Source organism: Sphingomonas sp. P2_B6, assembly GCF_056404755.1.
Genome location: NZ_JBFUDK010000003.1, coordinates 1 through 19,114 on the forward strand (window position 1 = coordinate 1; position 19,114 = coordinate 19,114).

The 19,114-nt window shown below is 66.3% G+C and carries 18 protein-coding genes and 1 rRNA gene; 4 read left to right on the top strand and 15 right to left on the bottom strand.

Going from position 1 to position 19,114, the window contains the following annotated elements:
- The 3 genes from AC1DX5_RS04485 to AC1DX5_RS04495 form a co-directional block, all read right to left on the bottom strand.
- Positions 1-102, bottom strand: a 16S ribosomal RNA gene (locus AC1DX5_RS04485); the annotation flags it as partial.
- A 596-nt stretch (positions 103-698) separates the two neighbouring features.
- Positions 699-2,537: a DUF885 domain-containing protein gene (locus AC1DX5_RS04490; protein WP_478014352.1), complete on the bottom strand. Its 1,839-nt coding sequence runs from the start codon at positions 2,535-2,537 to the stop codon at positions 699-701.
- A gap of 72 nt (positions 2,538-2,609) precedes the next feature.
- Positions 2,610-3,668 (bottom strand): ATP-dependent DNA ligase, encoded by a 1,059-nt coding sequence (locus AC1DX5_RS04495; RefSeq protein ID WP_478014353.1) that lies wholly within the window; start codon positions 3,666-3,668, stop codon positions 2,610-2,612.
- A gap of 238 nt (positions 3,669-3,906) precedes the next feature.
- Here AC1DX5_RS04495 and AC1DX5_RS04500 point away from each other — a divergent pair, with 238 nt between their 5' ends.
- On the top strand, positions 3,907-4,254 hold the full coding sequence (locus tag AC1DX5_RS04500; protein ID WP_478014354.1) for a hypothetical protein: 348 nt from the start codon (positions 3,907-3,909) through the stop codon (positions 4,252-4,254).
- Positions 4,255-4,324: 70 nt separating this feature from the next.
- Positions 4,325-4,606 (top strand): hypothetical protein, encoded by a 282-nt coding sequence (locus AC1DX5_RS04505; protein WP_478014355.1) that lies wholly within the window; start codon positions 4,325-4,327, stop codon positions 4,604-4,606.
- Positions 4,607-4,615: 9 nt separating this feature from the next.
- Here the strand turns inward: AC1DX5_RS04505 and AC1DX5_RS04510 are convergent, their stop codons facing one another.
- The 7 genes from AC1DX5_RS04510 to AC1DX5_RS04540 all read right to left on the bottom strand — a co-directional run bounded on the left by AC1DX5_RS04510 (position 4,616) and on the right by AC1DX5_RS04540 (position 11,351).
- Positions 4,616-5,614: an inorganic phosphate transporter gene (locus tag AC1DX5_RS04510; protein ID WP_478014356.1), complete on the bottom strand. Its 999-nt coding sequence runs from the start codon at positions 5,612-5,614 to the stop codon at positions 4,616-4,618.
- Positions 5,615-5,621: 7 nt separating this feature from the next.
- Entirely contained in the window at positions 5,622-6,737 is a 1,116-nt protein-coding gene (locus tag AC1DX5_RS04515; RefSeq protein WP_465173998.1) for a DUF47 family protein, read from the bottom strand.
- A 73-nt stretch (positions 6,738-6,810) separates the two neighbouring features.
- Entirely contained in the window at positions 6,811-7,524 is a 714-nt protein-coding gene (locus AC1DX5_RS04520; RefSeq protein ID WP_478014357.1) for a haloacid dehalogenase type II, read from the bottom strand.
- Positions 7,524-8,624 carry a histidinol-phosphate transaminase gene (gene hisC, locus AC1DX5_RS04525; protein WP_465170781.1) on the bottom strand — a complete coding sequence of 367 codons (1,101 nt, stop codon included), beginning with the start codon at positions 8,622-8,624 and terminating at the stop codon, positions 7,524-7,526. Before hisC ends, AC1DX5_RS04520 begins: the two co-directional genes overlap by 1 nt.
- A gap of 64 nt (positions 8,625-8,688) precedes the next feature.
- A complete protein-coding gene (locus AC1DX5_RS04530; RefSeq protein ID WP_465170782.1) occupies positions 8,689-9,087 on the bottom strand; it encodes a hypothetical protein in 399 nt (132 codons plus the stop codon).
- A gap of 98 nt (positions 9,088-9,185) precedes the next feature.
- Positions 9,186-10,880, bottom strand: a complete 1,695-nt coding sequence (locus AC1DX5_RS04535) for a DEAD/DEAH box helicase (protein WP_465170783.1) — start codon at positions 10,878-10,880, stop codon at positions 9,186-9,188.
- Between the two features lie 90 nt (positions 10,881-10,970).
- A complete protein-coding gene (locus AC1DX5_RS04540) occupies positions 10,971-11,351 on the bottom strand; it encodes a hypothetical protein (RefSeq protein WP_465170784.1) in 381 nt (126 codons plus the stop codon).
- Between the two features lie 158 nt (positions 11,352-11,509).
- Between AC1DX5_RS04540 and AC1DX5_RS04545 the strand changes: the two genes are divergently transcribed.
- Positions 11,510-12,253 (top strand): HAD-IIB family hydrolase, encoded by a 744-nt coding sequence (locus AC1DX5_RS04545; RefSeq protein WP_478014358.1) that lies wholly within the window; start codon positions 11,510-11,512, stop codon positions 12,251-12,253.
- Positions 12,254-12,311: 58 nt separating this feature from the next.
- On the opposite strand, the gene AC1DX5_RS04550 is transcribed toward AC1DX5_RS04545, so the two are convergent.
- The 3 genes from AC1DX5_RS04550 to AC1DX5_RS04560 all read right to left on the bottom strand — a co-directional run bounded on the left by AC1DX5_RS04550 (position 12,312) and on the right by AC1DX5_RS04560 (position 15,879).
- Positions 12,312-13,493 (bottom strand): BaiN/RdsA family NAD(P)/FAD-dependent oxidoreductase, encoded by a 1,182-nt coding sequence (locus tag AC1DX5_RS04550; RefSeq protein WP_465170786.1) that lies wholly within the window; start codon positions 13,491-13,493, stop codon positions 12,312-12,314.
- Positions 13,494-13,642: 149 nt separating this feature from the next.
- Positions 13,643-15,199, bottom strand: coding sequence for a sensor histidine kinase (locus AC1DX5_RS04555; RefSeq protein WP_465170787.1), 1,557 nt, complete (start codon positions 15,197-15,199; stop codon positions 13,643-13,645).
- Complete coding sequence (locus tag AC1DX5_RS04560) at positions 15,196-15,879, bottom strand: response regulator transcription factor (RefSeq protein WP_478014359.1); 684 nt, start codon at positions 15,877-15,879, stop codon at positions 15,196-15,198. The genes AC1DX5_RS04555 and AC1DX5_RS04560 overlap by 4 nt, the downstream gene beginning before the upstream one ends.
- A gap of 190 nt (positions 15,880-16,069) precedes the next feature.
- Here AC1DX5_RS04560 and AC1DX5_RS04565 point away from each other — a divergent pair, with 190 nt between their 5' ends.
- Positions 16,070-17,266 carry an acetyl-CoA C-acyltransferase gene (locus tag AC1DX5_RS04565; protein WP_478014360.1) on the top strand — a complete coding sequence of 399 codons (1,197 nt, stop codon included), beginning with the start codon at positions 16,070-16,072 and terminating at the stop codon, positions 17,264-17,266.
- A 32-nt stretch (positions 17,267-17,298) separates the two neighbouring features.
- On the opposite strand, the gene AC1DX5_RS04570 is transcribed toward AC1DX5_RS04565, so the two are convergent.
- Both AC1DX5_RS04570 and AC1DX5_RS04575 read right to left on the bottom strand, forming a co-directional pair.
- Positions 17,299-18,348 carry an MlaA family lipoprotein gene (locus AC1DX5_RS04570; RefSeq protein WP_478014361.1) on the bottom strand — a complete coding sequence of 350 codons (1,050 nt, stop codon included), beginning with the start codon at positions 18,346-18,348 and terminating at the stop codon, positions 17,299-17,301.
- 235 nt (positions 18,349-18,583) lie between these two features.
- Positions 18,584-19,114, bottom strand: coding sequence for an SRPBCC family protein (locus tag AC1DX5_RS04575; RefSeq protein WP_478014362.1), 531 nt, complete (start codon positions 19,112-19,114; stop codon positions 18,584-18,586).

A 19,114-nucleotide genomic window follows, 5' to 3' on the forward strand; every position in this document is an offset into this window, starting at 1 on the left:
TTACGCACCCGTGCGCCACTAGACCCGAAGGTCTCGTTCGACTTGCATGTGTTAGGCATGCCGCCAGCGTTCATTCTGAGCCATGATCAAACTCTCAAGTTGATGAACCTTCCAATCGCAGTGGAATAACCACGACGAGAAAGCGATCTCAAGGAGCCGTTCCTGCACAAATTACAAATACTGTGGAATTGTAATAAGGACATATAGGAACGGCTTATTTAACCGAGCTCCTTGCACCTTGAATGCAAGACCCGGAGCCGCCGCCCACATGTCCCTTCATCTATACCAACAATGTCAAAGAGCGCAAAAGCCCGACGCCACTCCAAACCCCTTTTTATCGGGGCGGTTCAGCGCCTGGTTTATGGTGACCTCAGAAGCGACCGTGTCGGCCACCGCTGCGGTGAGGGGGCTCTATATGGGCCACTTTTCGACCGCGCAAGCACAAAATGCATCGAAGTGACTTTTATCCGTCATCCGGCAGCGTTTCCCTGGGTCGGGGGCTCCTTCACGACGTGTTCGTCCCTTGCTTACCCACGGATTCCCTTGGTTTTCCGCCGATTTCCGGCCGAGATCGTGGGGAGCGAGGACCGCTGACGCGGATGGCCGCTGCCGCTCGATCGAACGCTTCGACGCGTGCCCGGCGCTGGAGCGACGATTCGCGTGAGTCGGGCCCGTTCGACTCGAAGACCCGTTCTCCCCTACCCCTTCGCCCTGGCGATATAGCCGTCGACCACGCGTTCGAGCAGGGTCAGGGGAACGTTGCCCGTCTCCACAACCACATCGTCATAGGCCTTGAGATCGTAGCCAGGCCCGAGCGCCGCCCTGGCCTTGTCGCGCAGGCGGTTGATCTCGTTATGGCCCATCTTGTAGCCGCAGGCTTGCCCCGGCATCGCGCAGTAACGCTGCAACTCGGCGGTGAGCTGGCCGAGCGGCATGCCGGTCGCCTGCTGGAACCAGGCCAGCGCATGTTCGAACGTCCAGCGCTTGGCATGGATGCCGGTGTCGACCACCAGCCGGCAGGCGCGGAAGTTCATCGACTGGAGATAGCCGATGCGGCCGAGCGGATCCTCGTCATAGGCGCCGAGTTCCGCCGCGAGCTGTTCGGCATAGAGCGCCCAGCCTTCCGAATAGGCATTGAAGGCAAGCAGCGAACGGATCAGCGGCAGGCGATAGCTATACTCGCCCTGCCAGACATGGCCCGGAATGCCCTCATGATAACAGAGCGTCGGCAGCGAATAACGCGGCCAGGTCTCGGTCGATTTGAGGTTGATGTAATAGATGCCGGGCTGCGAACCGTCGATCGAGCCCGGACCGGCATAGCCATTGGGCGCGCCGTCCTGGATCGCGGGCGGCACGCGTTTGATGATGAGATTGCCCTTCACCAGATTGCCGAAGGCGCGCGGCAGGCGCGTGCGGACATCGGCGATGCGGCCGTTGAGATAGACGAGCAGCTTCTCGCGCCCTACATCGTCATTGCTGAAGAGCAGGTCGGGCCGCTTGCTGAGCGCGGTCAGCCGGTCGCCGACACTGCCCTGAGTCAGGCCCTGGCCCTTGAGCAGCGTGTCGATCTCCGCATTGATCGCCTTGTTCTGGGCGAGGCCGAGCGCGTGGATCTCGTCCGGCGTGGCGTTGGTGGTGGTGCCGGCCTTCACCAGCCAGCCATAATAATCGTCGCCATGCGGGCGCTGCCACACGCCGGGGATCTCGCTCGCATGGTTGCGGAGATCGGCGAAGGCAGCGATCTGGCGGTCGAGCGCGGGCGAGACCTTGTCGGTGCAGAGCGCCGCCGCGCGCTGCACGAAGGATACGGGCAGACCAGCCTTGGTGCATTTCTCGCCGAAGCTCTTGACGATCGACCAGTCGGCGACGGGCGTGCCGCGGATGCCCTTCAGCTGGTCGGCAGTGATGTCGATCACCAGCACCGGCGGGATCGCGCCCTTGCCGGCATCGGCATGCATGCGGCCGGTTTCGCCGTCGAGCGCGGCAGCATAGCTTTCGAGGCGCGACAGATAGGCATCGGCATCAGCCGCGCCCGCCACGTCATGCTTGTTCTCGAGCAGATCGGGCAGGTCCGAATAAGCCGCGCCGAGCTGGGTGACGATATAGGGCGAGTTGCGATAGCTGACATTGGCGTCGAGCACGGCGTTGGCGCCGACAGGCATGGTGCGCCACCCCTCTTCGGCAAGCGCATAGGCAGTTTCGGCGGTGTCCAGATCGAGCGCCGTCGACGGCGACAGGCCGGTGCGATCGAGCTTGCGCATCTGCCCGAGCCGGGCAGTGCAACGACGCGACCGGGCGAGATCGCCGGCGATACTCCGATCCATGAATCGCCCGTGCAGCGCGGCACGCTCGCCGCGGTCGAGGCCGAGCGACAGGGCATATTCGGGCGAGTCGGCCAGAAGGTCCTCGGCCAGCGTCAAGAGCAGTTTTTGGGCGCTTGCGTCGGCGGGCGCGGCCGCGGCCCAGGCGGGGAGTGCCACGGTGAGGCCGAGCGCGCCCGCGCCGGTGAGGAGTTCGCGCCGTGTCGTCTGAATCATGATCGCCCCGTGTCGGTTTCGGCCGGAACGTATCGGGCTAACGGGATGGCGGCTAGGGGCCGGTGAGCGACGTCAGCGGTGCGCCGGCGGGGAGCCGGCGGCGTTGATGATTTCCTCCAGTTCCGTCGGGCTGATCTCGCGCACCAGCTGGTCGCGGGTGCACTGCGCGGGTGCCTTGTCGGGTCGCCAGCGGAGCAGCCGTGTACCATGGCGGAAGCGGCCGTCAGTGATCTGGTCGTACACTATTTCGACCACGCAGTCGGGCCTGAGCGGACTCCATCGGGTGGAACGTTCGGTCGCCCAGCGGCTGGGGCCGCCGGGAGCTTTTCCGGTGAAGCCTGGTGCTTCGACGAGGGGGGTGAGTTTCTTCAGCAATGCCGGTCGATCCGCGGCGGGCATGCCGGAGGTAAAGCCGACATGGTCGAGCTTTCCGTCATCGTCGTAAAGGCCGAGCAGCAGCGACGCGACACCCTTGCCGTCCGCCGTCTTGCGGAAGCCGCCGACCACGCAATCGGCCGTGCGCAGCTGCTTAACCTTGGCCATGGCGCGTTCGCCGGCGAGATAGGGCAGGCCGAGCCGCTTGGCGACGACGCCGTCGAGCGCGCCGCCCGCTTCGCGCAGCCAGGCGCGCGCGTCCGCCACATCGGCGGTGCTCGGCGACAGACGCAGCCTGTCATTGCCGTGATGGCGGTGAAAGTCCTCGAGCGCGGCGCGGCGATGCTCAAGCGGATCGCCGGTCAGATCCCTCCCCTCCAGTTCCAGTGCATCGAACAGCATCATCAGCGCCGGCGTCTCCTGCGAGAGGCGGGTGATGCGGCTCGGCGCCGGGTGGAGCCGCGCCTGGAGCGCGCCAAAGGACAGGGTGTCGCCGAGCGGCACGACGATCTCTCCGTCGAGGATGAAGCGCGGGGACATGTTGGCACCGAGCAGCGCGACCAGCTCCGGAAAATACCGGCCGAGCGGCTTGCCGGATTTGGACCAGATCGCGACCTCGCCATCCTGCTTCACCGCGATAGCGCGGAAGCCGTCCCATTTGGGCTCGAACTGCCAGTCCGGGCCTTCCGGCAAGTCCGAAACGAGCCGCGCCTCCATCGGCGGGATCGGTTGAGCCAGGGCGCGGGCGATATCCACCGTGTCAGATGCCGGACCGGATTCGCGCGACGGCAACATTGTCCATTGAGTTCGTTCCGCTGATGCATGTCGACCACCCCAAAGCGGCCGGGCGCGTTTTCCGTTCCGCTTCCACCGGGGTATCGCGCCGTCGAAGCGACCTGGTCGGCAAAGCGTCTTGTTCTCCCCGAAAAGGGAACGAATATGGATCCTATTCGGACCTATTATTATTCAACTACAGAAGTGTCGAAGCTGTCGCTTGCCCCTGACGACATTGCATGAGAAGATCGTCAGAATCGAGAAGGGGGAAGACACAAAAATGGCATATGCGTTGCTTTCCATCCTGATCGCTGTTGCGTCCTATGCTCCAGCCGATGGGCCGACCCAAGGTGCGGCGGCGACGCAAGTCGGTGCGGACAAGAAGATCTGCAGGATGATCGTGCCCACCGGATCGATCATGGGCAAGCGCTTCTGCCTGACCAAGCAGGAGTGGAAAGAGCTGAACACGCAAACGGAGGAGAGCGCCAACGCAACGCTTGCCCGTAGCGGGGCGGGGAAATGCGACGGAAAATGCTCCACGACCCCGGGGGGAATGGGGGGCTTCTAAAAGGACATGAGCAGGATACCGCGTGCCGCGGTATTTCGGCGCTCGGCAGGAAAAACGGGGAAGATATCAAATGGCCCATGCATTGTTGTCCATGATCGCCGCGGCCGCGGCTTTTGCTACCTCAAGCGCTCTTCCCCAGGAGGTCGCCGCGTCAGGGCAGACCCCAGCGCCCGCGGACAAGAAGATTTGCCGGATGATCGTCCCGACCGGATCGATCATGGCCAAGCGCTTCTGCCTGACCAAGCAGGAGTGGAAAGACATGAACAACCAGACCGAGGAAAGTGCCGGTTCTGCGTTGTCGCGGCGTGGCATCGGGATGTGCGATGGCAAATGCCCCGTCTCGGGAACCTGACCGAAGCCTCTAAAGAAACAGCCCGGTAATCCACCAGGTCAGCGCGGCGACCAGAGCAGCCGCCGGCAACGTCACGAACCAGGCGACGACGATATTGCTGGCGATGTTCCAGCGCACCGCGGAGAAGCGCCGCGCGGCGCCAACGCCGACGATCGCGCCGGTGATGGTGTGCGTCGACGACACCGGCACGCCGCCAAAGGTCGCCATGAACAGGGTGATCGCGCCGCCGGTCTCCGCGCAGAAACCCTGTGCTGGGGTCAGTCGCGTGATCTTCGAGCCCATGGTGTGGACGATCTTCCACCCGCCCGACATGGTGCCGAGCGCCATCGCCGCCTGGCAGGCAAGCACCACCCAGAAGGGCACATGGAAAGCGCCGTGATAGATGCCCTGCGAGAAGAGCAGGACAGTGATGATGCCCATCGTCTTCTGCGCATCATTGCCGCCATGCCCGAGCGAATAGGCCGCGGCCGAGAAAAGCTGCAATTTGCGGAAGCGCTTGTCGACGCCCATCGGCGTGAGCTTGAGGCTGGTCCAGGCGACGATCAGCACCAGCACCAGCGCCAGCCCCAGGCCGACCGCGGGCGAGGCGAAGATGCCGACCACCGTCTTCAGCACGCCGGCCCACACCACGACGCTTAGCCCCGCCTTGGCGATGCCGGCGCCGAGCAGGCCGCCGATCAGCGCGTGGCTGCTGCTCGACGGGATCCCGAGCATCCAAGTGATGACGTTCCACACGATCGCGCCGATCAGGGCGGCGAAGATCACCTGCGGATCGACGATCTGGGTCGAGATGATGCCGGTGCCGACAGTCTGCGCGACATGCTGGCCGAACACGGCAAAGGCGATGAAGTTGAAGAATGCGGCCCACAGCACCGCATGATGCGGCTTCAGCACGCGGGTCGACACGACGGTGGCGATCGAATTGGCGGCATCGTGCAGGCCGTTCAGGAAATCGAACAGCAGGGCGACGCCGATCAGGGCGATCAGCAGGGGAAGGGAAAGCGTCACCGCGGGATCAGGCGTGGTCGATCACGAGACCCTGGATCTCGTTCGCGACATCCTCGAAGCGGTCGACGATCTTTTCCAGGTGACTGTAGATTTCCCGCCCGACGATGAAGTCCATCGGTGCATTGGGGCCATGCGCCTTGAACAAGGCTTTCAACCCGGCATCATGGATATCGTCGGCATCGCCCTCGATCCTGATCAGCCGGGCGGTGAGATCGTGCAGGCGGCCGGAATTCTGCCCAAGCGAGCGGAGCAAGGGGATCGCCTCCGCCGTGATGCGCGCCGCCTCGACCACGATGCCGGCCATGTCGCGCATCTGCGGCTCGAAGCTGGTGACTTCATACAGTTCGATCGACTTGGCGGTCCCGTTCATCTGATCGATCGCATCATCCATCACGCCGATCAGGCTGGTGATCGCGCTGCGATCGAACGGCGTGACGAATACGCGGCGCACATCCTGAAGAACCTCGCGCGTGATATCGTCGGCGGCATGTTCATGATCGACGATCGCGGCGATATTCTCGGCGATCGGACCCTGATTGTGCAGCAGGCGCGCGAGCGCGTCGGCGCCGGCGACCAGCGTCGCGGCATGCGCCTCGAACTGATCGAAGAACCGCCCCTGCTTGGGCATCAGCGCCTGAAACCACGCGACCATCGGTATTCTCTTTCTTGCCTGGGTCCGGAACGCGGGAAGGACGCGCTGCGCCAGACTAGCCGGAATCACCGGTGCCCGGAAAGCGGCAATCAGCGTCTTCAGCTCGGGTTCGTCGACCGCCGCCGCGGCGCGGGGCAGATCGAACCAGCGGGTATCGCGCTGATGGCGCTCGGGCCAGTCGTCGACCTGCTCGACAAAGGCGACCGGATAGACCGTCACCACCAGGTCGCGGTCCTGCCCGGTGCGGCGACGCTTGAGATAGGAGAAGCGCCCGATCGGCGAGGGGCAGGCGATGCCGCGCACCCCGGCTTCCTCGAACGCTTCCTCGGCCGCCGCCTCGTGCGACGCCAGTCCCTTGATCGGGTTGCCCTTGGGAATCACCCAACGCCCCGAATCGCGCGAGGTGATCAACATCACCTCGGCGCTGCCATCAGGCCTGATGCGATAGGGAAGGGCGGCAATCTGGTCGATCTGGCTTGGCTCCGTATGTCATTTTTGTGACAGGAGAACGCAGGATCACGTCAGCGCGAACAAGTCCAGTACATCAGCACCCGAGCCGGGTGGCGAGACCAGTGATGCTGTCGGCGAGATAATCCCAATCCTGCCGGCAATGCCGGTCTGGCGCGGATCGTCCGCCATGTTCCATCGGGCGATCGACATAGGCAGTGGCGAGACCGCAGGCGCGCGCGGCGGCGAGATCGCTGTGATGGGCGGCGACGAGACAGAGCGCCGCTGGATCGATGCCGAGCACTTCGGCGGTGCCGAGATAGGCGCGCGGTTCGGGCTTGTAGGCGCCCGTCACTTCCGCGCCGAGGATCGCATCCCAGGGCAGGCCGCCGCGCCGGGCCATCTCAAGCATCAGCGCGATATTGCCGTTGGACAGCGTGACGATCGGATAGCGCGCCTTCAGCCGGATCAGCCCTTCGACCGTGTCGGGCCAGGGATCGAGCCGGCGCCAGGCATGCGCGAAATGGTCGCGCGCAGCCTCGTCCATGCCGGTCACGCTATGGCGGTCGAGCAGGGTGTCGAGCGTTTCGCGGTTGAGCACGTCCAGCCGCACAAAAGGTCGCCTGCCGGCGCGGCATTCCTCCATCGCCGGCTGATAGAGCCCCCGCCATTCATCGGCGAACGCGGCGGGGTCGATGTCGGGGCGGCCGAGACCAGCGAAGACGGCCGCCGCCTCGCGCGCGATACTCGTGCGCCAATCGACCACCGTGCCGAACACGTCGAACGCCAGCGCCTCGATCGGCGCCGCCATCAACTTTCCTGGTCCACGATCTCGCGCAGGGCATCGGCCAGCACGCGTGTTTCCTGCTCGGTACCGATCGTCATGCGCAGGCCCTGGGCGAGCCCCTGCCCCGGCAGCCAGCGGACGATGATGCCACGTTCCATCAACAGGCGGTAGGCGACCTCGGCGGTCAGCTTGCCTTCGAACAGGACGAGCAGGAAATTGGCATGGCTGGGCACGACGCGGAGACCCGCATTGCCGAGCTTCGCGATCTCGTCGGCGAGCCAGGCACGCCATTGGATATTGTGGGCACGGCTGTGTTCGATGAAATCGGTCGCGCCGAGCGCGGCGATCGCTGCCTTCTGGCCGGCGGTGGTGATGCAGAAGGGCGCGCGGATGCGGTGCATCGCGGCGACGGCCTCGGCCGAGCCATAGCCCCAGCCGATCCGCTCGGCGGCGAGGCCGTGGATCTTGGAGAAGGTGCGCGTGACGATCACGTTGGGCGCGTGGCGCGCGAGATCGAGCCCGCCGTCATCCTCTTCCGGCGTCAGATATTCGGAATAGGCCTGGTCGATCACCAGCATCACGTCCGACGGCAGGTTGGCGTGAAGACGGAGGATCTCGCCGCGCGGAGCATAGGTGCCGGTCGGGTTGTTCGGGTTGGCGATGAACACGATGCGGGTGCGATCGGTGACGCAGGCGAGGATGGCGTCGACATCGGTCGCATAATCCTTGTCGGGCGCGACCACCGGCCTGGCGCCGACACGGCGCGCGGCGATCTCGTACACCGCGAAGCCGTAGTGGACGAAGATCACTTCGTCGCCCGGACCGGCATAGGCACCCGCCGCGAGATGGAGCACTTCATCCGAACCGGTGCCGTAGATGATCCGGGCGGGATCGAGATCGTGATATTCCGCGATCGCCTCGCGCAGCTCGGCCGCGCTCGCATCCGGGTAGCGATAAAGATCGCCCACATGCCCCGAAAAGGCGGCGCGCGCCTGGTCGCTGGTGCCGAGCGGGTTCTCGTTGGACGACAGCTTGGCGATCGGCGCGCCGGCATCAGTGGTGGAACGCCCCGGCACATAGGGGGCGATCGCCATGATCCAGTCTTTGGGTTTCGGTGCGGTCATGCGGGTGCCCTAAGGTCGATCCCCGCGCTCCGCAATGCCATGGTGCCGCGCAGGCAGGCGAAAGTCAGTCGCGCGGTTTCGGCGGACGATTCGGGCGCGGGCCGCGAGGCTTGGCCGGATCATTGCCGCCGGGCTTGGGCGGGGGCGCGTTGGGCCGGCGATGGCGCTGGGCGTCGCGCGAAACGGGGCGTGGCGGCGGCGGGGTGCGGGGTACCGCCGAACCCGCCGGCGCGACATTATAGCCTTCCTTGAGCAGGCGCGTGAACGCTGCGCGCACATTGGTCGCGATCGCTGCCTGAAGCTCGGGCGGCAGATCGGCCAGCGTCGTGTTGGCGTGCACCGAATTCAGATCGCGGAGGAGCGTGTTGGGCACGCCCTTCGACGCGGCCTTCAACGCCCCGATCGAATCGATGACGGCGGAAAAGACGATGTCCTGCATCACGTCGGTGGCTGATTTGCTCATGGGCGCGGGCACTAGAAGGATTCCGGCCCGACTGGAACAGCAAAGTTGCCGATGTCCGCGCCGTTACCCCGGGGCCGTTCCGGGGTAACGGCGAGTCGTCAGTTCCGCGGGCGCTTGCGCAGGGTCGGGCGCGGCTGATGACGGACGGGGGCCGGGCCGTTGTGGCGGCGCGGCTCGCGCGAGGCCTGTTCCGGGCCGCCTTCCATCACCTCGAACTGGACGCCGCCTTCGGCTTCTTCGCCGACGGTGCGCTTGACCGAGGCCATGAACTTGCCGGCGATGGCGCGCGGGATCTGGAACGCGGTCTCGTTCGGACCGATCCGGATCGCGCCGACCTCATTCTTGGTGATGTGCCCGCGGCGGCAGATCAGCGGCAGGATCCAGCGCGGATCGGCATTCTGCCGGCGGCCGATGTCCATGCGGAACCACACGATATCGTCGAAACCCTCGCGGTGATGCTCCTTGCCAGCGGGCTGGGCAGCCCCCTGGGTCAGCATCTCTTCCGGGGCGGGCAGGCGCGCGCGATAGGTCTTGACCAGGGCAGCCGCGATATCCTCGGGCGATTTCTGCGCCATCAAGGTCGCGGCGAGCGCGCGGTCGTCGTCGTCGACCTCGACCGTCTCGAGCAGCATTTCGAGCAGGCGGGTGTGATCGGCCTTGCGGATGTCGTCGGCGGTCGGGGCGTTGACCCATTCCACCGCGATACGCGCGCCGCGCAGCATCATCTCGACCCGGCGACGGCGCTGGAACGGGACGATCAGGACCGCTGTGCCCTTCTTGCCCGCGCGGCCGGTGCGGCCCGAACGGTGCTGAAGCGTCTCGGCGTCGCGCGGCAACTCGACATGGATGACCAGGCTGAGTGAGGGCAGATCGATGCCGCGCGCGGCGACGTCGGTCGCGACGCAGACCCGGGCGCGCTTGTCGCGCAGCGCCTGCATCGCGGCGTTACGCTCGTTCTGGCTGTGCTCGCCCGACAGCGCGACGGCGGCGAAACCGCGCTCGACCAGGCTGGCATGGAGGTGGCGGACATTGTCGCGCGTCGCGCAGAACAGCATCGCCGATTCGGCTTCGTACAGGCGCAGCAGATTGACCACGGCATTTTCGATATCGGCCGGGGCGACGGTGACGGCCTGATAGCTGATGTCGCCATGCCCGCGATCCTCACCGACGGTGGAGATGCGCAGCGCGTCGCGCTGGTAGCGCTTGGCGAGTGCGACGATCGGCTTGGGCATGGTCGCCGAGAACAGGAGCGTGCGGCGCTGGTCGGGCGTCGCGTCGAGGATCTGCTCGAGATCCTCGCGGAAACCCATGTCGAGCATCTCATCGGCTTCGTCGAGGATGACCGCCTTCAATGCACCGAGATCGAGCGCGCCGCGTTCGATATGGTCGCGCAGCCGTCCAGGCGTGCCGACCACGATATGCGCGCCGCGCGACAGGGCACGGCGTTCGCTCGATGCGTCCATGCCGCCGACACAGGTGGCGATTTTCGCGCCGGCCTTTTCATAGAGCCAGGCAAGTTCACGACTGACCTGGAGCGCGAGTTCGCGAGTCGGCGCGATGGCGAGGGCGAGCGGCGCGCGCGCCGGCGGCAGCGTGCCTTCCTCGCCGAGCAGCTGGGGCGCGATGGCGAGGCCGAAGGCGACGGTCTTGCCGGAGCCGGTCTGCGCCGAGACGATCATGTCTCGGCCTTCGGCTTCGGGTTGGATTACCGCGGCTTGCACGGGAGTCGGCGCGGCGTAACCACGGGCGGAGAGCGCTTCGGCGAGAAGCGGGGGCAGCGTTGAGAAGGGCATGATATTCCGGATATGGGGGCACGCGGCGTCGCGGCAAAGCGGGGCCCTAGCAGATAATCCGGATTAAAGCACGCCCATGGCGAAAATGGGTCAGATGCGCTGCCGTTTCCATGCCGCGAGCAGCCCGGGCCGGGCGCTCGCGTCACTGACCCAGTCGCTCTCGCGCCGGCCCTCGATCAGCGAGACCGCCACGATCTGGGCGAAGGCGACGGGAAGCAGGACATAGCTGCCGACGACCAGGGCGGCGAACAGTCCGGTGGCCGAAACGGCGAGCATCAGCACGGTGACGATGGTCAGCCAGAAGCGCGAGCCGGTAATGCCGAACAGGGCGAGGCATGCCCCCGCACCGACCGCAAAGGCGATCGCGACGGCGTTGGGCGCGGCGACCGCGAGATAGAGAAGCGAAGCCGCGAACAGGGCGAGGCCGGTTTGGGTACGACCGGACCAGGCGAAGAGATTCTGCGTCGACATGATGCCCCCTGTTGTTGGGGAACGAACGATGCGATTCCATAACGGTTCCACGCCCATGTGAAATCGGCGCGTGAATCGCGAGGGAACTTCCGGCGGGATCGGGCGCTTGCATCCCGTCTCGCCGCACCGCGGCAAATCCATCTTCAGGGAGCCCAGGAATGAAGCAGCTGGTTGCGTTCGATCTCGACGGAACGCTCGCCGAGAGCAAGCAGCCGCTGCAGGAGCCGATGGGCGAAGCGCTGGCCGATCTGCTCGGCGTGGCGCATGTCGCGGTCATCTCGGGCGGGGACTGGCCGCAGTTCGAGAAGCAGGTGGCAAGCCGTCTGCCCGCCCGGGCCGACCTGGGCCGGCTATGGCTGATGCCGACGACGGGCACCAAGCTCTACCGGTATGACAACGCCTGGTATGCGGTGTATGCCGAGTTGTTCGACGACGCGCAGAAGCAGGCCATCTTCGCCGCGTTCGACGAATCGCTGAAGGCGACAGGATTCGTACCTGAACAGACCTGGGGCGAGCGGATCGAGGACCGCGGCAGCCAGATCACTTTTTCCGCGCTCGGCCAGCAGGCGCCGCTCGACGCGAAGGAGCATTGGGACCCGGATTTCGCCAAGCGCAAGGTGATCCAGGCCGATCTGCGCAAACGCCTGCCCGGCCTGTCGATCAACATGGGCGGCGCCACCTCGATCGACATCACGCGCGAGGGCGTGGACAAGGCCTATGGCCTGAAGAAGCTGCGCGATGCGAGCGGCATCGAGCTGGACGCGATGATGTTCATCGGCGACGCGATCTTCCCGGGCGGCAATGATTACCCGGCCAAGGAGCTCGGACTGGACACGGTGCGGGTGCGCGATCCCGAAGATACCTTGTCAGTGATCGCCGCGATCGTCGCGTGCCAGAAATGAGGCCGTAAATCGCGGCCGCTTCGACCCGGAATTCGGCGGGCCGGAGCGAGAGCCCGCGTCAAACGACCTGCCCCGCCGCCCAGCCGCTGGCCCAAGCCCATTGGAAATTATAGCCACCGAGCCAGCCAGTGACGTCGACCGCTTCGCCGATCGCGTAGAGGCCGGGGACTTTCCGGGCCTCCATGGTCTGCGAGGACAGCCCGTCCGTCGCGATGCCGCCGGCGACGACTTCTGCCTTGGCCAGGCCTTCAGTGCCGTTGGGCGTGAAACGCCAGTCGGCGAGGCGGCGGGCGGCCTCGTCGAGGCGCTTGTCGGTCTGGGCGCCGAGATCGCCCTCGACACCAAGCCGGTCGGCAAGGGTTTCGGCGAGGCGGGCGGGGAGCTGGCTGGCCAGCAACTTGCGGAAAGCGGTGCGCGGATTGGCCCGCTTCGCCTCGGCCAGCCAGGCAGGTTTCAGGTCCGGCAAAAAATCGATGCTGATCGACTCGCCGTGGCGCCAATAGGAAGAGATTTGCAGGATCGCGGGACCGGACAGACCCTTGTGCGTGAACAACGCCGCCTCGCGAAAAGCGGTCTTGCCGCAGCGCGCGACGACCTCCGCCGCGACGCCGGAGAGCGAGCGGAACAGGGTTTCTTCACCACCAAGCGTGAAGGGCACCAGCGCGGGGCGCGGCTCGACGACTTTCAGGCCGAAGCGGCGGGCGAGATCATAGGCGAAACCGGTCGCACCCATTTTCGGGATTGAGGGGCCACCAGTGGCGATGACCAGAGCAGGCGCAGTGGCGGTGCGATCGCCGAAAGTGACGCGGTACTGGCCGTCGGCATGGTCGACCTCGCGGATCGGCTGGCCGAGGCCGATGGTGACATTGCCGGCATCGCATTCGTCGAGCAGCATCGCGACGATCTGCTTCGCCGAACCGTCGCAGAAGAGTTGGCCAAGGGTCTTTTCGTGCCAGGCGATGCCGTGGCGATCGACCAGGTCGATAAAGTCCTGCGCCGAATAGCGCCCCAGCGCCGATTTGGCGAAATGCGGATTGGCAGAGAGGTAGCGGTCGGGCCCGGTGTTCACGTTCGTGAAGTTGCAGCGCCCGCCCCCAGAGATCAGGATCTTCTTGCCCGGCTCCTCCGCGTGATCGAGCAGCAGCACCCGCCTGCCGCGCTGGCCGGCGGTGAGCGCGCACATCAGGCCGGCGGCGCCGGCGCCGAGGATGATCGTGTCATAGGGTTGGGGGTTGGTCATTAAAGACGAGCGCTACCTGAATCCCTCTCCCGGCGGGAGAGGGAGGGAGCCGCGTAGCGGCGGAAGGGTGAGGGTGACAAGGCCGGTCGCCCTCACCCCGACCTGCTGCGCAGGCCACCCCTCTCCCGCTGGGAGAGGGGAAGAAGAAGTCACGCCACCGGCAGCCTCAGCCGGAAGCACGCGCCCGCGGGCACTTCCTTCGCGACGATCGTGCCGCCGGTCGCGGCCAGCAAGGACCGCGCGATGGCGAGGCCGAGCCCGGCCCCGCCCGCCTCGCGCCGACCCGTAAAGAACGGTTCGAAGATCCGTTCCAGATCGGCAACCGCGATGCCGGGGCCGTCGTCGGTGACCCACAGGATCACCTCGCTGTCCGCCGGCTCGATACGGATGCTCACCCGCCGCGCGCCAGCCTGGCGGCTGTTCTCGACCAGGGTTTCGAGCAGCGTCTCGACCACCTCCGGCGTGATGCGCGCCATCGGCGCGTCGGCGGCGGCGACATCGACCGCGAAGCGGTCCGAACGGAAGGAATCCGCCACGCGCCGGGCCGACGCCGTGATGTCGGCCCGCGCGGCGGCATCGATGCTCGCCATGTCGGCGCGGGCGAGATCGAGCAGCCGCTGGACCAGCCGGGCCAACCGCTCCGCATCGGCCGAGGCATTGGCGATGAAGCGGCGGCGTTCCTCCTCGCTCATTTCCTCGCCATGCTCGTCGAGCAGTTCGAGCGCGCCGCGGATGCCGGCGATCGGCGTCTTGAATTCGTGGCTGACCGCCGCCGCGAAATCCTTGAGGTAGCGCGAGCGGCGCTCGATCCGGTCGGCCATGGCCCGGAAATTGTCGTAAAGCTGCGCGATCTCGATCGCGGCGGTGACCGGCGTCTCCGGCACCGCGACCCGGCCGCGCGCGATATCCTCGCTGGCCCGGGCCAGCGCGTCGATCGGGCGCGCGATGCCGCGCGACAGCAGGGCGACCAGCACCAGCAGCGTCGTGAAGATCAGCCCGATGCCGAGCAGGATCTTGCCGCGATCCTGATAGAGCCCGACGAACAGGCCGCGCGGGGTGCGCGACAGCATGACCACGCCGATCACCCTGCCCTGGTCGATCACCGGCCGCGCATGGTGGACCCGGATGGCATAGGCCCGGCTGAATAAAGCGAGCCAGCTTTGCGCTTCATAACGACTGCGCTCGCGAAGCACGGTGCGCGGGCTGCCGGCCAGCGCGGTGCGGACTTCGGGCAGATTGTCGTAATTCACCATCACATCGTCGCGACCGAGCACGACCAAACCGTTCGCGTCGAGCAGACGAGTCGCGGTCAGGGTCACCGCCGCCGCGTCGCTCGCCATCGGCATCAGGGTACGGGCGACCATCGCGGCATGGCGATCCGGCATGCCGCGCCGCGTCTCGGCCGGGCGCGCCGGCAGGACGGGCATGGTGCGCAGGTCGATCGTCGGGCTTTCCGGCGCGAGCAGGCGGCGCGACGGATCGGGCACGCCGCCCCGCCACGCCGATTTATAGGCCGAGGCCAGCACCACGCTTTGCGAGATCAGCTCCGCCTCGGTCTGCTGGACGATGGTGTTTTCATAGACGCGCAGGAACAGGGCGGCGACGCCGGGAAGCGCGGCGACGAACAACAGGGTGCCGAGCAGGATCGAGCGCAGCCTGAGCTTCGGCCAATGCGCTTTGGCAAAGCTCTTGAGCGCTCCGATCAACGACAGGCGCCGATCCGGTAGCCGATGCCGGCGCGCGTCTCGATCAGGTCGGCCGCACCGAATTTCGCGCGCAGGTTGCGGACATGGCTGTCGATCGTCCGGTCGGTAATGGCGAAGCCGGGGCCGTGCAGCCGGTCGATGATCGCATCGCGGGTATAGACCTTGGCCGGATTGGCGGCGAGCAGCAGCAGGAGCTGGAATTCGGTGGCGGTCAGCGGCACCGGCGCGCCGTCCCAGCGCGCTTCCCAGCCCTCGGTATCGAGCGTCAGGCGGTTGCGGGTCACATTCTCGGGCTCGGGCGGCGGCGCGCCGCGCTTAAGGATGGCGCCGACCCGGGCGACCACTTCGCGCGGCGAGAAGGGCTTCACGACATAATCGTCGCCGCCGATCTCGATGCCGACGATCCGGTCGATCTCGTCGTCGCGCGAGGAAAGGAACAGGATCGGCAACGCTGCCCCTGCCCCGCCCGCGGCGCGCAGCCGGCGGCACAGGTCCAGGCCGTTCAGGCGTGGCATGTTGATGTCGAGCACCATCAGGTCGGGCATCTCGCGGCCGATCGTCTCGAACGCTTCCTGGCCGTCCGCCGCCTCGCTCGGCCGCATGCCGGCCTTGCCCAGCGCGAAGACGAGCAGCTCGCGGATATGGGGATCGTCGTCGACGACGAGGATGCGGTGGCTCATGGGTTTCATTGTGGTCCTGTCGCGCTAGCGGTCAACGGCTCAATCCTTCGTCATGCCCGATCTGGTCTAGGCGGGCTCCATCGACGCCTCATCCGGCGCATGTGGAGAAATCGTGCAGAGGCGCGGCCTTCCCAAATCCTTCCATCCCGCCTAGAGCGCTCGCCATACCCAATCCTCGAAAGGACTCTCCATGCGTGAAGCTGCCATTGTCGCCACGGCCCGTACCCCGATCGGCAAGGCGTATCGCGGGGCGTTCAACATCACTGAGGCGCCGGTGCTGGCCGGGCATGTGATGAACGCCGCGGTGGCGCGTGCCGGGATCGATCCGGCGCGGATCGACGAAGTATTCTGGGGCGTCGGCGGGCAATGGGGCACGCAGGGCGGCAATGCCGGGAGGATGGCGATCTTCGCCGGCGGCTTGCCCGAAAGCGTGCCGGCCTTTTCGCTCGACCGGAAATGCGGATCGGGGCTGACCGCGGTGGCGCTCGCGGCGCGATCGATCATGTGCGACGAGATGGACGTGGCGCTGGCCGGGGGCATGGAATCGATCAGCCTGACGGTGACCAAGGACGCACCGCGCTTCATCAACAAGTCAGTGATCGCGAAGGAACCGACCGCCTATATCCCGATGATCGAGACCGCCGAGATCGTCGCCGAGCGCTATGGCATCAGCCGCGAGGCGCAGGACGCATACGGCGCGCAGAGCCAGCAGCGTGCGGCGGCAGGGCTGGAGCGGGGCGCGTTCGCCGAGGAGATCGCGCCGATCACGGTCGACAAGGCCGTGTTCGACAAGGAAGGCAACCGGACCGGCACCGAGACGGTGACCGTGTCGCAGGACGAAGGCATTCGCGCCGGTACGACGCTGGAGGCGCTTCGGGGTCTGAAGACGGTATGGCCCGGCGGCGAATTCACCGGGCCGGGATCGAACATCACCGCGGGCAATGCCAGCCAATTGTCCGACGGCGCCTCGGCGCAGATCCTGATGGACCGGGCGACTGCCGAGGCCGAGGGCAAGGAGATTCTCGGCATCTATCGCGGCTTCCAGGCGGCCGGGTGCGGGCCGGACGAGATGGGCATCGGCCCGATCTTCGCGATCCCCAAGCTGCTGGCGCGGGCCGGGCTGTCGGTCGCGGATATCGGGTTGTGGGAACTGAACGAGGCGTTCGCCAGCCAGTGCCTTTATTGCCGCGATCATCTCGGCATCGATCCGGACAAGTACAACGTCAATGGCGGCGCGATCGCGGTGGGGCATCCGTTCGGCATGACCGGGTCGCGGCTGGTCGGCCATGCGCTGATCGAAGGGCGCAAGCGCGGGGTGCGTTATGTCGTGGTGTCGATGTGCACTGCCGGCGGCATGGGCGCGGCGGGGTTGTTCGAGATCGTCTGAACGGGGCGATACCCCGTCGAGGGGGCCCGGCGTTACGGCTGGGGCGGCGCGGCCGATGGCGGTTGGGACGGTGGATCCGCTGGCGCGGCGGCGGGATCGTCCGCCGGTGCCGGCGCGGCAGGAGGCACCGGCGTCGATTGCGGGAAGACCGCTTCGACGGGGGTGATCGCCGGGCGAGGCTGTTTGCCGCCCTTGCCATGCAATGCGTCGATCTCGGCCTGGCGACGGTTCAGATAATAAGCGCGCGCGGCCGCATAGGGATCGGGATAATCCTCGCGCAGCTTGTTGAGCTGCTCGTCGAACTCGGCGCGATAATCGACCGCACTGAGGACCCCGCTCGGAATGGAATAATAGGTTTTGTCGAATGGCGTGCCCACGGCGATGGGCAACACGAGGCGGTCGACGCCGCCCCCGATCAGGTCGCGCAGGGTCGTTGGCCCGATCAGCGGCACGAACAGGAAGGGGCCTGGCTTCACGCCATAATAGCCGAGCGTATTGGCAAACCCGTTCGGACGGCGCGGCAGGTTGATCGATTGGAGCTTCGCGACATCGACCAGTCCACCGACGCCAATGGTGGAATTGATCGCGAAACGCCCGGCCGTTTCCGCGGCCTTGCCCGGCTTGAGCTGCAGCAGGAAGTTCAGGAACACCACCGGCTCGCGCAGATTGTTGAGAACGTTGCGCAGGCCGGTGCGGATTGGTTTGGGGACAGCGCGCTTATAGGTCAGCGCCACCGGGCCGACCAGGACCCGGTCGACCTTCTGGGTGGCGGCGAAGGAATCGGCGTTCACCTGCTGCAGCGGATCTCCGGCGACGACATGTGGACGCGCGGTGACCACGATATCGCCGCCTTGCGTGGTGGAATGCGGCGCGGGCGGGGTCGCGGCCGAGGGCCTGGGCGCTCCCGGAGCCGTCGTGACATCCTGTTCCTTCGCCGGAGATGTCACCGGCGCAGGCAGGACGGGCGCATCCTGATCGACGGCGGCGATGGTCGGCGACGGTGTCGCGGGCTGGATCGGGTCGGGGCTTGAAGAGATGCCGGTCAGCAGCAGGGCAGCAATGGCGCTGATCGCCATGCTCATCGAACAGCCCGGTTGGACAGAGCGGATATCGCCTGGACAGGACGCGCGGCGCAGCGCTTGCCGAAGCCACCCCTTGACGCGACCATCAAGCCACCCCTTTGCCCGCCATCCCCAAGACAGGAACCACTATCGGCTCTGTCACGGGACCGTCATGTTCTATCAGGCAAATTATCGGAAAGGTAAACTCGGCACCTGCAAATTTCCGCCCTCGTTCAACGGCCCTGCGCTGAAGGCTTCACCCATTCCCGCCAAGCGCTTCCCTGACCGCGACCTCGGAGGCCGCGTGGAGCGCCCAGAAATCGCGGACCGGCTCGCCTGTGAATTTCGACATCAGCACCGCGAGATGCGCGTGCCAGCCGCCACCGAAATCGGCCATGCCGGCCGGGCCGGAAATGCCGCTATGCGTCAGCACCAGCCGGGTCTTGTCACCCATCGCGGTCAGTTCGAACCGGGCCTCGCCTTCCTTGCCGCCGTCCCAGCTCCAGGCGACCAGATGCGGCGCCTCGAACGCCGTCACCCGCTCGTGCGACACGGCGCCGCGATGCGCGCAATATTTCTCGGGATAGGACACGTCGTCCGCCGAGAGATTGTCGTGATCGAAAACGAGCTCGACCTGGCCGCCGACCTGCGGTTCGAGCGTGCCGCCGGCGAACCACAAGGCGCGCAGATCGGCATCGACCAGATATTTCCACACGGTGTCGATCGGCGCGTCGAGTACGCGTTCGAGTCGGATCGTGCCGGGTGCAGTCTTTTCGATGGCGGGCAT

What these genes read in the sequence shown, in the direction of transcription:
- AC1DX5_RS04490 (WP_478014352.1), bottom strand. Translation starts at nt 2,537, where the DNA reads ATGATTCAGACGACACGGCGCGAACTCCTCACCGGCGCGGGCGCGCTC.
- AC1DX5_RS04530 (WP_465170782.1), bottom strand. Translation starts at nt 9,087, where the DNA reads ATGAGCAAATCAGCCACCGACGTGATGCAGGACATCGTCTTTTCCGCC.
- AC1DX5_RS04570 (WP_478014361.1), bottom strand. Translation starts at nt 18,348, where the DNA reads ATGAGCATGGCGATCAGCGCCATTGCTGCCCTGCTGCTGACCGGCATC.
- AC1DX5_RS04520 (WP_478014357.1), bottom strand. Translation starts at nt 7,524, where the DNA reads ATGGCGGCGCCGATCGAGGCGCTGGCGTTCGACGTGTTCGGCACGGTG.
- AC1DX5_RS04535 (WP_465170783.1), bottom strand. Translation starts at nt 10,880, where the DNA reads ATGCCCTTCTCAACGCTGCCCCCGCTTCTCGCCGAAGCGCTCTCCGCC.
- AC1DX5_RS04565 (WP_478014360.1), top strand. Translation starts at nt 16,070, where the DNA reads ATGCGTGAAGCTGCCATTGTCGCCACGGCCCGTACCCCGATCGGCAAG.
- AC1DX5_RS04550 (WP_465170786.1), bottom strand. Translation starts at nt 13,493, where the DNA reads ATGACCAACCCCCAACCCTATGACACGATCATCCTCGGCGCCGGCGCC.
- AC1DX5_RS04540 (WP_465170784.1), bottom strand. Translation starts at nt 11,351, where the DNA reads ATGTCGACGCAGAATCTCTTCGCCTGGTCCGGTCGTACCCAAACCGGC.
- AC1DX5_RS04505 (WP_478014355.1), top strand. Translation starts at nt 4,325, where the DNA reads ATGGCCCATGCATTGTTGTCCATGATCGCCGCGGCCGCGGCTTTTGCT.
- hisC (WP_465170781.1), bottom strand. Translation starts at nt 8,624, where the DNA reads ATGACCGCACCGAAACCCAAAGACTGGATCATGGCGATCGCCCCCTAT.
- AC1DX5_RS04560 (WP_478014359.1), bottom strand. Translation starts at nt 15,879, where the DNA reads ATGAGCCACCGCATCCTCGTCGTCGACGACGATCCCCATATCCGCGAG.
- AC1DX5_RS04545 (WP_478014358.1), top strand. Translation starts at nt 11,510, where the DNA reads ATGAAGCAGCTGGTTGCGTTCGATCTCGACGGAACGCTCGCCGAGAGC.
- AC1DX5_RS04575 (WP_478014362.1), bottom strand. Translation starts at nt 19,114, where the DNA reads ATGCCCGCCATCGAAAAGACTGCACCCGGCACGATCCGACTCGAACGC.